This window comes from Aeromicrobium sp. Root495 (genome assembly GCF_001426755.1).
GTDB lineage: Bacteria > Actinomycetota > Actinomycetes > Propionibacteriales > Nocardioidaceae > Aeromicrobium.
In genome coordinates this window covers 2807373-2820208 of the sequence record NZ_LMFJ01000001.1, presented here as the reverse complement: position 1 = coordinate 2820208, position 12836 = coordinate 2807373, and the positions used below count along the sequence as shown (strand labels likewise).

The window sequence follows — 12836 nt, the reverse complement described above, 5'->3', positions numbered from 1 at the left end:
GCTCAGCTGGGGCGGAGGGCTGCGATCTCGGCCAGTGACTCGGGGTTCGTGATCGCGCCCTTCGCTGCCGCCTGCTCGACGGGCGTGCCCTGGAGGATCTTCTTCACGGGCACCTCGAGCTTCTTGCCCGACAGGGTGCGCGGGAGCGTGCTCAGCACGTGCATCTGGTCGGGGACGTGGCGCGGCGAGAGCTTGCTGCGGAGCGCGGCGGCCACCTGCTTCCGCACGGCGTCGGCGTCGGCTCCGTGGGTCAGGGTGACGAGCAGGAGGAGGTCACCTGCGCCGCCCTCGCTGTCCTCGAGGTGCACGACGAGACTGTCGGTGACCTCGGGCAGGGCCTCCACCACGGTGTAGAACTCCGACGTCCCGAGCCGCACGCCGCCCCGGTTGAGCGTGGCGTCGCTGCGTCCGGTGATGGTGCACGTGCCCTCGTCGGAGATCGTGATCCAGTCGCCGTGGCGCCAGACGCCGGGGAAGTCCTCGAAGTAGGCAGCGCGGTACCGGCTGCCGTCGTCGTCTCCCCAGAAGCCGACCGGCATCGACGGCATGGGGCGCGTGACCACGAGCTCGCCGAGTGCCCCGACCACCGAGGCGCCGGACTCGTCGTAGGCGTCGACGGCACAGCCGAGGCAACGCCGAGAGATCTCACCGGCGTAGACCGGGACCGTGGGAGCGGCGCCGACGAAGGACGAGCAGACGTCGGTACCGCCGGAGGTGGAGCTGAGCTGGAGCTCGGTGCCGACGGCCTCGTAGACCCAGCGGAACCCCTCGACCGGGAGGGGTGCGCCGGTGGAGCCGAGGCCGCGCAGGGCGCTGAGGTCGGCCACATCCCGGGGGACGAGCCCCTCCTTGCGGCACTGCAGCAGGAACGGTGCGCTCGTGCCGAAGTACGTGACGCCGAGCTCGTCGGCCATGCGCCAGAGCGCGCCGAGGTCGGGATGGGCGGGGTGGCCGTCGAGCAGCACGATCGTGCTGCCGACCGCGAGCCCCGAGACGAGCAGATTCCACATCATCCAGCCGGTGGTGGAGAACCAGAAGAACGTGTCGTCGGGGCCGAGGTCGAGGTGCAGGCCGAGCGACTTGAGGTGCTCCAGGGCGATGCCGCCGTGGCCGTGGACGATGGGCTTGGGCAGGCCCGTGGTCCCGGAGGAGAAGAGCACGTAGAGCGGGGCGTCGAACGGGACGCGGTCGAAGGTGATCGGTGCGGGTTCGGCCAGCAGGTCCGACCACGTGACGGCGTCGGTCGGTGCGGGGGAGTGGGGGTCGAGGTACGGCAGGTGCACGAACGTCTGCACGCTGGGCAGGGCCGCCCTGATGGTGGCGACCTCCTCGTGGCGCTCGACCGCCTTGGTGCCGTACCGATAGCCGTCGACGGCGAGCAGCACGGTGGGCTCGATCTGCTGCCAGCGGTCGATCACGCTCTGGGTGCCGAACTCGGGGGCGCAGGAGCTGAAGACGGCGCCGAGGCTCGCGGCGCCCAGCAGCAGCACGAGCGTCTCGGCGATGTTGGGGGAGTAGGCGGCCACACGGTCGCCGGGTCCGACGCCGGCGCGCAGCAGGCCGGCCCGGGCCCGGGCCACCTGGTCGCGCAGCTCTGCCGCCGTGAGCCGGACGTCGTCGCGGCTCTGGGACCGGGAGACCACCACGACGTCGTCGTCGGCGCGGCCCGGAAGGCGCAGCATGATCTCGGCGTAGTTGAGCTGTGCTCCGGGGAACCAGGACGCCCCGGGCATGGAGGCGTCGGCGAGGGCGGTGGTGGCTTCGCCGTCGGCCGGCACGTCGAAGTGCGCCCAGACGGCGCGCCAGAATGCGTCGAGGTCCTCGACCGACCACGCCCAGAGGTCGTCGTAGTCGGTGCCGCTCGGTCCGCCGAACATCTCAGCGGTGCGGGCGAAGTCGTGCAGGCGGGGGCGCGTGCCCTCAGGCGGGCTCCACAGGACCTCGCCGGTCATGCCTGGGTGGGCTGCTCGGCCATCTCGACGAGACGGACCGCCCCGGCGAAACCGACGACCGCGAGGGCGGGGACGAGCAGGAAGGCCCACGGACCCTGGCTCAGGTCGAGGAAGAACATCAGGATCACGACGATCGTGAACACCGTGCCCAGGAAGCTGACGACGAGGCCGGACGGGCAGCCGAGCAGGGCCGCGAGGCGAGCGCCCAGCACGACGGCGATGACCATGGTGACGAGGAAGGCGACGCTGCCCCAGAACCCGCCGCCGGAGGTGGTGCCGCGCAGCTCGGTGAACAGCATGCCGACGAGTGCACCCAGCGCGACGGCGACGAGTCCTGCGACCGCGCCGGAGATGGCGGCGGCCCGCATGGGTGGCTGCTGGGGGAGCCGGTAGTCGAGCACCGCGTCGACGCCGTTGGCGCTGCGGTCGCGGACGGCCCAGCCGGCGTCGAGCGCGCTGTGCCACGCGCGGAGCACGCCGTTCTTGGTGGCACCCGCGGCGCGGGAGACCCCGGCGCCGACGTCGACCGAGCGCGTCGGCTTGGCGGGCTGGGCGGGGACGGGACGCTTGACGGGCTTGGTGACGCGGGAGACGGCCGTGGCCTTGGGACGCTGAGTGGTGGTGGTGCGGCTCGCGGCGGCCGGTGCGGTGGGACGCACGACGGCCTTCTTCACGACCTTCTTGACCACCTGCGGGCGCGGCGCGTCACCGGTCGGCGGAGTCTCCTCAGGCATGGTGCCAGTGTGTCACAGCGCACGTCGACGCTCCGAGGAGTTCGCACCCCGGGCGGTGAGCCTGTCACCCATCCGACCTGCTGAAAGGTGACACAGCCACCGCCCGGGCGGGGGTCAGGCGGACGTAACGCGGTCGAGGAAGGCGCGGACCCTCGCCCGGAGCTCCTCGACGCGGGTGTCGGGCACTCCCTCAGGCGGCCGCCGGTGCTCCGGCAGCGGCGCGCGGACTCGGGCCGAGCACTCGAAGTCGGAGCACACGTAGAGCCCGACCGTGTCGCCCGATCGACCCCGCGCGCCGGCGCGCTGAGCCACCACGAGCAGCGAGCCCTCGGGCGCATCCATGGCATGGCAGAGGTCGCACATGCTCTTGCGCCGGGAGCCCGACGAGCCGGGCATCCGGAGCTCGAGGGCAGCAAGGTCGTCGCCGACGTCGGTGACGAGGTAGGCGCGCAGGGGCGCCTTGGGGTCGACCCAGCCGACGAGGTCGCGTTCGTCGAGGTCGTCGGGCCAGCGCGCCGGGAACGTGGCCGAAGCCGTCCTGCTCCTGGACGTGTTGACGAACGCGCGACGGACCGCCGCCTGGTCGATGCTCTGCATGATTCCTCCCGAAACTGCTTCCTACAGCATATAGGCATAGGTCAATGGAGTGTAGGATCGGGTCATGCCCCGCCAAGGACTCAACGCCGATGCCGTCACCCGCGTCGCCGCCGACCTCGCCGACCGCGAGGGACTCGGCGCCCTCACGGTCTCGGCGGTCGCTCGTGCGGTCGACGTCCGACCGGCCAGCCTCTACGCCCACGTGGCGGGGGCCGAGGAGCTGCGCGCCGGCGTCGCCCTCCTGGCGCTCGAGGAGCTGGCCGACGCCGCCGGCGACGCGGTCGCCGGTCGCTCGGGGAGCGAGGCGCTCACCGCCCTGGCCGAGGCCTATCGCTCCTACGCCCGGGAGCACCCCGGTCGGTACGCGGCGAGCCGGGTCCGGCTCGATCGCGAGACGGCGCTCCGCAGCGCGGGGCCCCGCCACACGGCCCTCCTCGCCAGCGTCCTGAGGGGCTACGCCGTGCCGGAGGACGAGCACGTCCATGCTGTCCGACTGCTCGGAGCGGCCATCCATGGCTTCATCGAGCTGGAGGGCGCGGGGAGCTTCGACCACAGCAGGCCGTCGAGCCGCGCCTCGTGGGTGCGGGTCCTCGAGCGGCTCGACGCGGCTCTGCGCACCTGGCCCACCGACTAGGTCGTCGGGCTGACCGAGTAGTCCGGAGCCCCGAGGACGGCGAGCAGCGACAGCTGGCTCTCGGCCTCGCTGTGCGGTGCCGCGGTGAGCGTGAGGAGCGCCTGGCTCCGGTCCTCCGTGAAGAGGGCCTGGCAGTCCAGCTCGATGGCTCCCACCTGCGGGTGGAGCACCGTCTTGTGGTCCTGGAACCGTCGCGCCACCTCCTGGCGCTCCCAGAGCGCCACGAACTCCGGGCTGCGCTCGGTCAGGAGACGCACGATCTCGCCGGCCGGCGAAGCCGCGCCCTGCTCCCCGTAGACCACCCGGAGTCCGGAGACCAGGGCGCGACCGTGGTGGTCGTGGGCATCGGTCGGGTACCGCCGACGCTCGGTGTCGGGCTCGAGGAACCAACGCACGACCTCCGCCCGCGCCGCGCCCGTGGCCGACGTGGCCGGGCCGAACAGTGCCGTCGCCATGGAGTTCTGGACGAGCGTCACGCCGAGGTCGGAGATGATCAGCGAGGGTGTGTCCGAGAGCCGGTCCAAGACCCTGAGCAGCGCAGGGGCCACGTGCTCCGACGACGTGCCGCGGTCGGGGACGTGGTGCCCGGCCGTGCGGTAGAGGTAGTCGCGCTCGTCGAGGGAGAGCCGGAGCGCTCGGGCGAGCGAGGCCAGGATCTGCACGCTCGGCTGTGGCCCGCGCTGCTGCTCGAGCCGCGTGTAGTAGTCGGTGGACATCGCGGCCAGCTGCGCGACGTCCTCGCGTCGCAGGCCGGGTGCGCGGCGTCGTGGCCCCTCGGGGATCCCGACGTCCTCCGGCTGCAACGTCTCGCGACGGCTGCGGAGGAACTCGGCGAGTGCGCTGCGATCCATGGCCCCATCATCACCCGCCGTCCCGCGCCGGACCAGGGATCGCCGATCCCCCGCAGAGCCGTCCCTGGTGGAGCCCTGTCGGTCCGGCGAGTCTCGAGACATGCGAATCACCGACAACACCATCTTCATCCCCGGCGCGACGAGCGGCATCGGTCGCGCCCTGGCCATCGCGCTCCACGAGCGGGGCAACACCGTCGTGGTCGGCGGCCGACGACGGGCGCTGCTCGACGAGATCACCGCCGAGCACCCCGGCATCGACACCGTCGAGATCGACACCGCCGACGCGGCGAGCATCGAGCGCGCCGCTGCCGAGGTGCTGGGGCGCCATCCCGAGCTCGACGTCCTGGTCACGATGGCCGGCATCATGCGCGCAGAGGACTGGGCGGGCTCGGACTTCCTCGCCACGGCGGAGCAGACGGTCCAGACCAACGTGCTCGGCCCCATCCGGCTCCTGGCCGCGTTCCTGCCGCACCTGCAGACCCGTCCCGACGCCACGGTCATGACCGTCTCCTCGGGCCTGGCCTTCGCTCCCCTGGCGGGGACGCCGACCTACAACGCGACCAAGGCGGCGATGCACATGCTCAGCGAGTCGATCCGGCTTCAGCTGGCCGCCACGAGCGTGCGCGTCATGGAGCTCGTGCCACCTGCCGTCCAGACCGACATCGTGCCCGGTCACGCCGAGAGCTCTGTGGCGATGCCGCTGCAGGAGTACGTGAGCGAGGTGCTCGAGATCATCGAGACCCAGCCCGACGCGACCGAGATCCAGGTCGAGCGGGTGAAGTTCCTGCGCTACGGCGAGGCCCGCGGCGACTACGCCGAGGTCGTGTCCGCGCTGAACGACAGCGACCCGCTCGGTCAGTAGCGGGCGGTTGCCCCGGCGGCGCTACCGTGCAGCATGCGCGTCGTGGTGTCGGGGACCCATGCGAGCGGCAAGAGCACGCTCGTCTCCGACGCCGCCGCTGCTCGGGACTGGTCGATGGTCCTCGAGGACCCCTACGAGCTGCTGGAGGAGTCCACCGCCGGGTCTGACGCGGGGTCCTTCGTGGCTCAGCTGGAGCTCGCCGCCGAGCGACTGCTGACGGCTCCGCCCGGGGCGTGGGTCATCGCGGAGCGGGGGCCGCTGGACTTCTTGGCCTACCTCGACGCCTTGGCCGTGCTGGATCGTCCGACGTGCTCGGTCAGGACCAGGGAACGGGTCGAGGTGCTCGCCGCTGCGGCGATGCAGCACGTGGACCTGCTCGTGGTGCTTCCGCTGGACGCCGGCGCGGGCATCGTGGTGCCGGACGACGAGGACCCGGCCCTGAGGTCGGCGATGGACGATCGCCTGCTCGAGCTGGTCGAGGACCCTGCGCTCACCGGCCCGGCCCGCGTCGTGGAGCTGGGCGGAGCCCCGACCCGGCGGCTGGCGAGGCTGATGGAGGTCCTGCACGACGAAGCTCCCGGGCCCTGAGGGCCCGGGAGCTTCTGGTGTCCTGACGGACTGGGTCGGGGTGACAGGATTTGAACCTGCGGCCTCGTCGTCCCGAACGACGCGCGCTACCAAGCTGCGCCACACCCCGGTACTGCCTGCTGCCTGAACTACGGCAACCCAGCCGATTCTATACCGGTGAGGGTGAGGAGCGTCGCCTCGGGTCGACAGGCGAATCGCAGGGGAGCATAGGGGGAGGTGCCGAGTCCGCCCGACACGTGCATCCAGGACGGCTCGTGGCCTTCCGTGCGGTGCGTGTGGAGTCCGCGGGCGCGCTGCCGGTCGAGGTCGCAGTTGGTCACGAGGGCTCCGTAGAACGGGATGCGAAGCTGTCCGCCGTGGGTGTGACCGGCCAGCAGGAGCGGGTAGCCGAGCGCGTTCCACCGGTCGAGGACGCGCAGGTACGGGGCGTGGGCGACACCCACGGCCAGGTCGGCCGTGGGGTCGGCCGGGACGTCGTCGAGCTCGTCGTAGCCCAGGTGCGGGTCGTCGACCCCGACGAAGGCCAGCCGCCGGCCGGCCACCTCGACGCTGGCGTGACGATTGGTCAGGTCGGTCCAGCCCCGAGCGGTGAACGCCCGTCGCATGTCCTCGAACGGGAGGTCCTTGGTGCGCTCCCACGCTCCCGTCTTGTGGACCCCGGTGCCGCCCGTGAGGTAGTGCACGGGGTTCTTGCCCCGGGGCGAGAAGTAGTCGTTGGACCCGAAGACGAAGACGCCGGGGAGGTCGAGCAGGTCGCCGTACGCCCGCAGGACCGAGGGCAGTGCGTCGAGGTGGGCGAGGTTGTCGCCCGTGTTGACCACGAGGTCGGGCTCCAGCCCGGCGAGGTCGCTCAGCCACGACTGCTTGCGGTGCTGAGACGGGGTCATGTGGGTGTCGGACAGGTGCAGGACCTTGATGGGCTCCGCGCCGGCCGGCAGCACGGGGACCTTGATCTTGCGCAGGGTGAAGGCCCGGACCTCGTAGAGCGCGGAGTACGCCACGGCGGCCGCGCCGAGCCCGGCCGCGGCCAGGGGGACGGTGATCGCCTTCATGGTCTGCAGCCTAGTCGGGCGGGCGGGCCCACGACACGGGGTGAGAGCATGGCGACATGGCTGAGCTCAAGGACCGACTGCGCGCCGACCTCACCACCGCGATCAAAGCGCGGGACTCCCTGCGTGCCTCCACGTTGCGCATGGTGCTGAGTGCCGTGACCAACGCCGAGGTGGCCGGCAAGGAGGCCCGCGAGCTGAGCAACGACGAGGTGCTCACCGTGCTCACGTCCGAGGCCAAGAAGCGTCGCGAGGCGGCCGAGGCCTTCGACACGGGCAACCGTCCCGAGCTCGCCCAGAAGGAGCGCGACGAGGCCGTGATCCTCGCCGACTACCTGCCCGAGCCGCTCTCGGCCGACGAGGTGAAGGCCATCGTGACCGCGGCCGTGGAGTCCACGGGCGCCGCTGCCGACGGCATGAAGGCCATGGGCAAGGTCATGGGCGTCGTCCAGCCGCAGGTCAAGGGCCGGGCCGACGGTGGCGTCGTGGCAGCCGAGGTGCGGCGCCAGCTCGGCGCCTGAGCCTGGCCGTACCTCAGCCCCGACGGAACGTCAGCGGTTGCCGTTCCCGTTGCCGTTCCCGCGACCCCGGTTGCCGTTGTTGCGGTCCTGGTCGCCGTTGCTCGTGGTGTCGTTGTTGGTGAAGCTGCGCTGCACGCGGGCCGCGCGCGGCGGCGCCTCGAACGGGGTGGGCGAGACCAGGTCCTGGATGGTGCCCATGGCGGCCTTCCAGAGCGGACCGGCCAGACCCGATCCGGCGACGCCGCCGAAGGAGAGGAACCGGCCCTTGACCTTCTGGCCCACCAGCGTGATGGGGCGACCCTTGGAGTCGGCCGCGGCGAGCATGGCCGCAGCGGAGATCTCCGGCGTGTAGCCCGCGTACCAGACCGACTTGTTGTCCTGCGTGGTTCCGGTCTTGGCGGCCGAGGGGATGTTGAGGCCGGTGCCGGCGCTGAAGCCGAAGCCGCCGGGACGCTGGAGGCCGGCGAGGATCTCGTTGATCTGCGCAGCCACCTCCTTGCTCATGACGCGCGTGCACTCGGGCTCGTACTTCTTGATGGTCTTGCCGTTGCGGTCGATGATCTCGTTGACCGGGTTGGGCTTGCAGTACAGGCCACCGGAGGCAGGCGTGGCGTAGGCCGCAGCCATGTCGAGGGGGCTCACGTCGGTGATGCCGAGGGTGAACGAGGGGACCTGGTTGTTGAGCGGGTTGTCGTCGGTGGGGTACGGGACCTTGATGCCCATGGCCTCGGCGGCCTTGACGACGTTGCACAGGCCGGCGTCGCGCTCCAGCTGGGCGAAGTAGGTGTTGACCGAGCGGCGCGTGCCGGTGGTCATGTTGAACGTGCCGGCGCCGGTGGAGTTGCTGACCTTCCACTCGCCGGTGCCGCCGCCGGAGCAGTCGAAGAACGTGCCCGGACGCAACACCATGGTCTGGGGGGAGCCGTACGACTTGGAGACCGGGATGCCCTGCTTGAGGGCGGCCGCGACGGTGAACATCTTGAACGTGGAGCCCGCCGGGAAGCCGCCGGAGTCGCCGTACTGGCGAGGCACCGTGAAGTTGATGTACGACTCGCCCTTCTTCTTGTTGGCGCCCATGGGGTGCGACTGCGCGACGCCGCGCACCTTGCCCGTGCCGGGCTCGACGAGGGCCATGGCGGCGAGCGCCTTGTCCTTGGGGTCGGCAGCGCCCTTGACGGCCTTGTTGAGGGCCTTCTGCATCTTGATGTCGATGTTGGACTTGATGGTGAGTCCGCCGTTCTCGAGCGCGGACTGGCGCTCGGCCACCGTGGCGCCGAGGGACTCGTCGGCCAGCAGGTAGCGGCGCACGTAGTCGCACGAGAAGGAGGCCATGCTGGTGACGCAGCCGTTGGGGAACGTCGTGATCTTGAGGCCGAGGGGCTCGGCCTGCAGCTTCTTGGACTCGGCGGTGGTGATCTTGCCCTGGGCCGCCATGACCGCGATGACGGTGTTGCGGCGCTGGAGCGCGCGCTCGGGGTAGACCCGCGGGTCGAACTCCACCGGGTTCTTCACGAGGCCGGCCAGGGTGGCGGACTGGAGCGTGGTGAGCTTCTCGGGGCTCACCGAGAAGTAGTGGTACGCGGCCGCGCTGATGCCGTAGGCGCCGTCGCCGAAGTAGGCGATGTTCAGGTACCGCTCGAGGATCTCGTCCTTCGTGTGGTCCTGCTCGTACGTGATGGCGAGCTTGAGCTCGCGGATCTTGCGGGCGGTGGACTTGGCCGTGGCCGCCTGGCGCTGCTCCTTGGTCTGCGCCTGCTGCAGCAGGGTGAGCTTCACGAGCTGCTGCGTGATGGAGGAGCCGCCCTGGGTCTGGCCCTCGGACGCGTTGTTCACCAGGGCGCGCAGCGTGCCCTTGAGGTCGAGGGCGCCGTGCTCATAGAAGCGGTTGTCCTCGATGGAGATGATGGCGCGCCGCATGGAGGCGTTGATGTCCTTGAGCGGGACGTCCTGCCGGTTCTCCTTGTAGAAGTACGCGACGAGGCTGCCGTCCGACGCGTAGAGGCGCGTGGTCTGCGGGTTGGGCGAGTCGTCGAGCTGGAGAGGCAGCTCGGTGATGTCGCCGCTGAGGTCGTTGGCCGTGGAGGCGAAGATGGCCGTGGACGGCACCGCGACCGCGGCCACGAGCACGCCGGAGATGGCAGCCAGCACCACCATGGACCCGATGATCGAGGCCTTGGAGCTGTGCTTCGTCTCTGACTGCGCCAAGCGGCGGACCGAGCTGGTCAGGGCATCCCACGACATGGAGGCAAGCCTACGTGACCGTGCACAAGCCTCTCGCCCGTCGCGGTCGCGGCGAGGCGGGGGATTTGTTGTTCGAGTAGTCATAAGTGACTAGCCCGGGGGGTCCTGTGACTAGCCCTAATTGGCACCTGTGAGGCCTATCTGGATAGATGCACCACTTCCTACATTGGTGTCACGCAATTTTTTCAGCCTTCCGGCTGATCTCGGGAAAGGGCGTTTGACCATGTGGAACGACAACTGGGCGGCCACGGCCGCATGTCGCGGCAAGTCCGACGACCTGTTCGTCAAGGGTGCTGAGCAGAACCGCGCCAAGCAGGTGTGCGGTGGATGCTCCGTCAAGGCCGAGTGCCTGGCCGAGGCCCTGGACAACAGGATCGAGTGGGGCGTGTGGGGCGGCATGACCGAGCGCGAGCGTCGTGCGCTGCTGCGTCGCCGGCCGAACGTCGACACCTGGCGCAGCATCCTGCAGCCTGTCGCTGCGGTCTGAGCCTGCTCGCTCGCCTGAGCGGGCGGCACGCTCCCTGAGGACCAGGGGCCGACGAGCTCTGCTCTACGCCCCGGCGAGGTGCGCGCCGATGCGGCGCAGCCCTGCCAGGTCGTGCACGTCGCTCGCGAGCGCCGGCACGGGCCGTGTGGCGACCGAGGGGTGCGAGGCCGCGAAGCGCTTGCGCACCTTGTCCTCCTTGGCGGCGATGCGCTCGCGCTCGGCGTGCACGGCCAGCAGCTCGGCCGTGGCGCTGTCGGTGGCGTCGTCGCCTCCGCCGAGGCGCTGGGCGCCCGACTCGGCGTCGGCGGCCGTGAGCCCGCTCGCGCCCCGCTCGTGCACCCGGTTCACGACGAGCCCGGCGAGGGGCATCTGCTCCTGCGTGAGGCGCTCCACGAAGTAGGCCGCCTCCCGCATGGCGTCGGCCTCGGGCGCGGCCACGACCACGAAGGCCGTGCCAGGGGCCTGCAGGAGTGAGTAGGTGGCCTCAGCGCGCTGGCGGAACCCGCCGAAGAGGGTGTCGAAGGCGGCCACGAAGGTCTGCATGTCGCTGAGCAGCTGGCCGCCGACGATCTTGTTGATGGCGCCGGTCACGACGCCGAAGCCGGCGTTGAGCAGCCGGGCCGGGCCCTTGGCAGGCGCGAGCAGCAGCTTGATGAAGCGGCCGTCGAGGAGCGAGGAGAGCCGCTCGGGTGCGTCGAGGAAGTCGAGCGCGGACCGCGACGGCGGGGTGTCGACCACGATGAGGTCCCACCCCTGCGTGCCGCCCTCCGCCGCGCCGGGGTCGTTCGAGGCAGCGTGCAGCTGGCCGAGCTTCTCCATGGCCATGTACTCCTGCGTCCCGGCGAAGGAGCTGGAGATGGCGACGTAGAACGGGTTGTTGAGGATCTGCTGGGCCTTCTCGGGGGTGGCGTGCGACTCCACCACCTCGTCGAAGGTGCGCTTCATGTCGAGCATCATGGCGTCGAGCGAGCCGCCCGCCGACGGGTCGACGTCGGAGACGGGGCGCGGCACGTTGTCGAGCTCGGTGAGGCCCATGGCCTGCGCGAGGCGTCGGGCCGGGTCGATGGTGAGCACGCAGACACGCCGGCCCTGCTCGGCCGCGCGAAGAGCGAGGGCCGCGGACGTGGTGGTCTTGCCGACACCGCCGGAGCCGCAGCAGACGATGATCTGCGTGGCGGGGTCGCCGATGAGGGCGTCGAGCTCTAGTGCGCCGGCCGTGCGGGTGGATCCCGCAGGCCCGGCCGCACGGGAGGTTCCGCGCCGACGGGCCGAGGGCGAGGTGCTGGGCTTGCCGGCCATCAGGCGCCTCCGGTGGAGTGGGCGAGCAGGTCGTCGCGCAGACGGCCCGCGAGGTCGAAGAGTGCACCCATGTCGATGCCCTCGGGAAGGGCGGGCAGCTCGAGGTGCGGGGCCGAGGCGCGCTCGATGATGCCGCGCTGGGCGTCCTGGAGCTGCTGGCGCTCGAGGTGGCCGCGGCCTTCCTCGAGGAGGGCGGGCGCTGCGTCGGTGGAGAGGGCGGCGCGGTCGAGGCTCCGGCCCACGCTCGCAGCGTCGAGGCTGCCGCCGCTCAGTCCCTCGGCCGTGGCGGCGCTCAGAAGAGATGGGCGGACGAGGTTGAGCACCACGTGGCCGACCGGCAGACGTGCGGACTCGAGCTCGGCGATGCCGTCGACGGTCTCCTGGACCGGCATCTCCTCGAGCACCGAGACGAGGTGCACCCGGGTGGAGGGGGCACGCATGAGCGTCATGATGGAGTCGGCCTGCTTCTTGATGGGGCCGACCTTGGCGAGCCCGGCCACCTCCGCGTTGACGTTGAGGAAGCGGGTGATGCGACCCGTGGGCGGGGCGTCCATGACGATGGCGTCGTACCCGTCGTCACCCGTGCGCCGAGCCGCCTCGTAGACCTTGCCGGTGAGCAGGACGTCGCGGACGCCGGGCGCGATGGTCGTGGCGAACTCGATGATCCCGAAGCGGTCGAACGCCTTGCCGATGCGGCCGAGTCGGTAGTACATCTGCAGGTACTCCAGCAGTGCCGCCTCCGGGTCGATGGCCAGGGCGAACACCTCCCCGCCGTCGAGACCCGTGCTGACCCGACGCTCCTCGTAGGGCAGCGGTGGGACGTCGAAGAGCTGGGCGATGCCCTGGCGACCCTCGACCTCGCACAGGAGCACGCGCTTGCCGCGGCCGGCGAGGGCGATGGCGAGCGCGGCGGCGACGGTGGTCTTGCCCGTGCCGCCCTTGCCCGTGACGATGTGCAGGGGGGTCCAGGAGCTCACGCGACGAGCCTACCGACGCGTACATCGTGCGCATTCCGGAACCA

The 12836-nt window shown here is 71.0% G+C and carries 13 protein-coding genes and 1 tRNA gene; 5 read left to right on the top strand and 9 right to left on the bottom strand.

The genetic code is table 11. From position 1 onward, the window contains the following. Positions 1-2: 2 nt before the first annotated feature. From ASD11_RS14020 to ASD11_RS14010, 3 genes are all read right to left on the bottom strand, one after another. On the bottom strand, positions 3-1952 hold the full coding sequence (locus ASD11_RS14020) for an acetoacetate--CoA ligase (protein ID WP_056288146.1): 1950 nt from the start codon (positions 1950-1952) through the stop codon (positions 3-5). Further along, positions 1949-2686: a hypothetical protein gene (locus ASD11_RS14015; protein WP_156464730.1), complete on the bottom strand. Its 738-nt coding sequence runs from the start codon at positions 2684-2686 to the stop codon at positions 1949-1951. The genes ASD11_RS14020 and ASD11_RS14015 overlap by 4 nt, the downstream gene beginning before the upstream one ends. A gap of 114 nt (positions 2687-2800) precedes the next feature. Next, positions 2801-3283: an FBP domain-containing protein gene (locus ASD11_RS14010; protein ID WP_056288142.1), complete on the bottom strand. Its 483-nt coding sequence runs from the start codon at positions 3281-3283 to the stop codon at positions 2801-2803. Positions 3284-3347: 64 nt separating this feature from the next. Here ASD11_RS14010 and ASD11_RS14005 point away from each other — a divergent pair, with 64 nt between their 5' ends. Next, positions 3348-3917: a TetR/AcrR family transcriptional regulator gene (locus tag ASD11_RS14005; RefSeq protein WP_056288141.1), complete on the top strand. Its 570-nt coding sequence runs from the start codon at positions 3348-3350 to the stop codon at positions 3915-3917. Here the strand turns inward: ASD11_RS14005 and ASD11_RS14000 are convergent. Beyond that, complete coding sequence (locus ASD11_RS14000; RefSeq protein WP_056288138.1) at positions 3914-4768, bottom strand: helix-turn-helix transcriptional regulator; 855 nt, start codon at positions 4766-4768, stop codon at positions 3914-3916. The two genes, ASD11_RS14005 and ASD11_RS14000, sit on opposite strands and share 4 nt — an antisense overlap. Before the next feature lie 100 nt (positions 4769-4868). On the opposite strand from ASD11_RS14000, the gene ASD11_RS13995 reads away from it, so the two are divergent. Continuing rightward, positions 4869-5630: an SDR family oxidoreductase gene (locus tag ASD11_RS13995; protein ID WP_056288135.1), complete on the top strand. Its 762-nt coding sequence runs from the start codon at positions 4869-4871 to the stop codon at positions 5628-5630. A gap of 33 nt (positions 5631-5663) precedes the next feature. Beyond that, positions 5664-6218 (top strand): AAA family ATPase, encoded by a 555-nt coding sequence (locus ASD11_RS13990; RefSeq protein ID WP_056288132.1) that lies wholly within the window; start codon positions 5664-5666, stop codon positions 6216-6218. A gap of 35 nt (positions 6219-6253) precedes the next feature. On the opposite strand, the gene ASD11_RS13985 is transcribed toward ASD11_RS13990, so the two are convergent. After that, positions 6254-6327: transfer RNA gene (locus tag ASD11_RS13985), tRNA-Pro, on the bottom strand. 19 nt (positions 6328-6346) lie between these two features. Beyond that, positions 6347-7270, bottom strand: a complete 924-nt coding sequence (locus tag ASD11_RS13980) for a metallophosphoesterase (RefSeq protein WP_056288129.1) — start codon at positions 7268-7270, stop codon at positions 6347-6349. Between the two features lie 56 nt (positions 7271-7326). Between ASD11_RS13980 and ASD11_RS13975 the strand changes: the two genes are divergently transcribed. Continuing rightward, positions 7327-7788, top strand: a complete 462-nt coding sequence (locus ASD11_RS13975) for a GatB/YqeY domain-containing protein (RefSeq protein ID WP_056288127.1) — start codon at positions 7327-7329, stop codon at positions 7786-7788. Between the two features lie 30 nt (positions 7789-7818). On the opposite strand, the gene ASD11_RS13970 is transcribed toward ASD11_RS13975, so the two are convergent. After that, a complete protein-coding gene (locus tag ASD11_RS13970; protein ID WP_056288124.1) occupies positions 7819-10029 on the bottom strand; it encodes a transglycosylase domain-containing protein in 2211 nt (736 codons plus the stop codon). A 223-nt stretch (positions 10030-10252) separates the two neighbouring features. Here ASD11_RS13970 and ASD11_RS13965 point away from each other — a divergent pair, with 223 nt between their 5' ends. After that, complete coding sequence (locus tag ASD11_RS13965) at positions 10253-10516, top strand: WhiB family transcriptional regulator (RefSeq protein WP_056288121.1); 264 nt, start codon at positions 10253-10255, stop codon at positions 10514-10516. Between the two features lie 63 nt (positions 10517-10579). Here ASD11_RS13965 and ASD11_RS13960 read toward each other — a convergent pair whose 3' ends face one another. Then, positions 10580-11815, bottom strand: a complete 1236-nt coding sequence (locus ASD11_RS13960; RefSeq protein ID WP_082554368.1) for an ArsA family ATPase — start codon at positions 11813-11815, stop codon at positions 10580-10582. Further along, positions 11815-12792 (bottom strand): ArsA-related P-loop ATPase, encoded by a 978-nt coding sequence (locus ASD11_RS13955; protein WP_056288118.1) that lies wholly within the window; start codon positions 12790-12792, stop codon positions 11815-11817. The genes ASD11_RS13960 and ASD11_RS13955 overlap by 1 nt, the downstream gene beginning before the upstream one ends. Positions 12793-12836: the final 44 nt, after the last annotated feature.

Coding starts and splice junctions, on each gene's coding strand:
- ASD11_RS14020 (WP_056288146.1), bottom strand. CDS start 1,952: ATGACCGGCGAGGTCCTGTGGAGCCCGCCTGAGGGCACGCGCCCCCGC.
- ASD11_RS13960 (WP_082554368.1), bottom strand. CDS start 11,815: ATGGCCGGCAAGCCCAGCACCTCGCCCTCGGCCCGTCGGCGCGGAACC.
- ASD11_RS13965 (WP_056288121.1), top strand. CDS start 10,253: ATGTGGAACGACAACTGGGCGGCCACGGCCGCATGTCGCGGCAAGTCC.
- ASD11_RS14010 (WP_056288142.1), bottom strand. CDS start 3,283: ATGCAGAGCATCGACCAGGCGGCGGTCCGTCGCGCGTTCGTCAACACG.
- ASD11_RS14015 (WP_156464730.1), bottom strand. CDS start 2,686: ATGCCTGAGGAGACTCCGCCGACCGGTGACGCGCCGCGCCCGCAGGTG.
- ASD11_RS13975 (WP_056288127.1), top strand. CDS start 7,327: ATGGCTGAGCTCAAGGACCGACTGCGCGCCGACCTCACCACCGCGATC.
- ASD11_RS14000 (WP_056288138.1), bottom strand. CDS start 4,768: ATGGATCGCAGCGCACTCGCCGAGTTCCTCCGCAGCCGTCGCGAGACG.
- ASD11_RS14005 (WP_056288141.1), top strand. CDS start 3,348: ATGCCCCGCCAAGGACTCAACGCCGATGCCGTCACCCGCGTCGCCGCC.
- ASD11_RS13995 (WP_056288135.1), top strand. CDS start 4,869: ATGCGAATCACCGACAACACCATCTTCATCCCCGGCGCGACGAGCGGC.
- ASD11_RS13980 (WP_056288129.1), bottom strand. CDS start 7,270: ATGAAGGCGATCACCGTCCCCCTGGCCGCGGCCGGGCTCGGCGCGGCC.
- ASD11_RS13990 (WP_056288132.1), top strand. CDS start 5,664: ATGCGCGTCGTGGTGTCGGGGACCCATGCGAGCGGCAAGAGCACGCTC.
- ASD11_RS13970 (WP_056288124.1), bottom strand. CDS start 10,029: ATGTCGTGGGATGCCCTGACCAGCTCGGTCCGCCGCTTGGCGCAGTCA.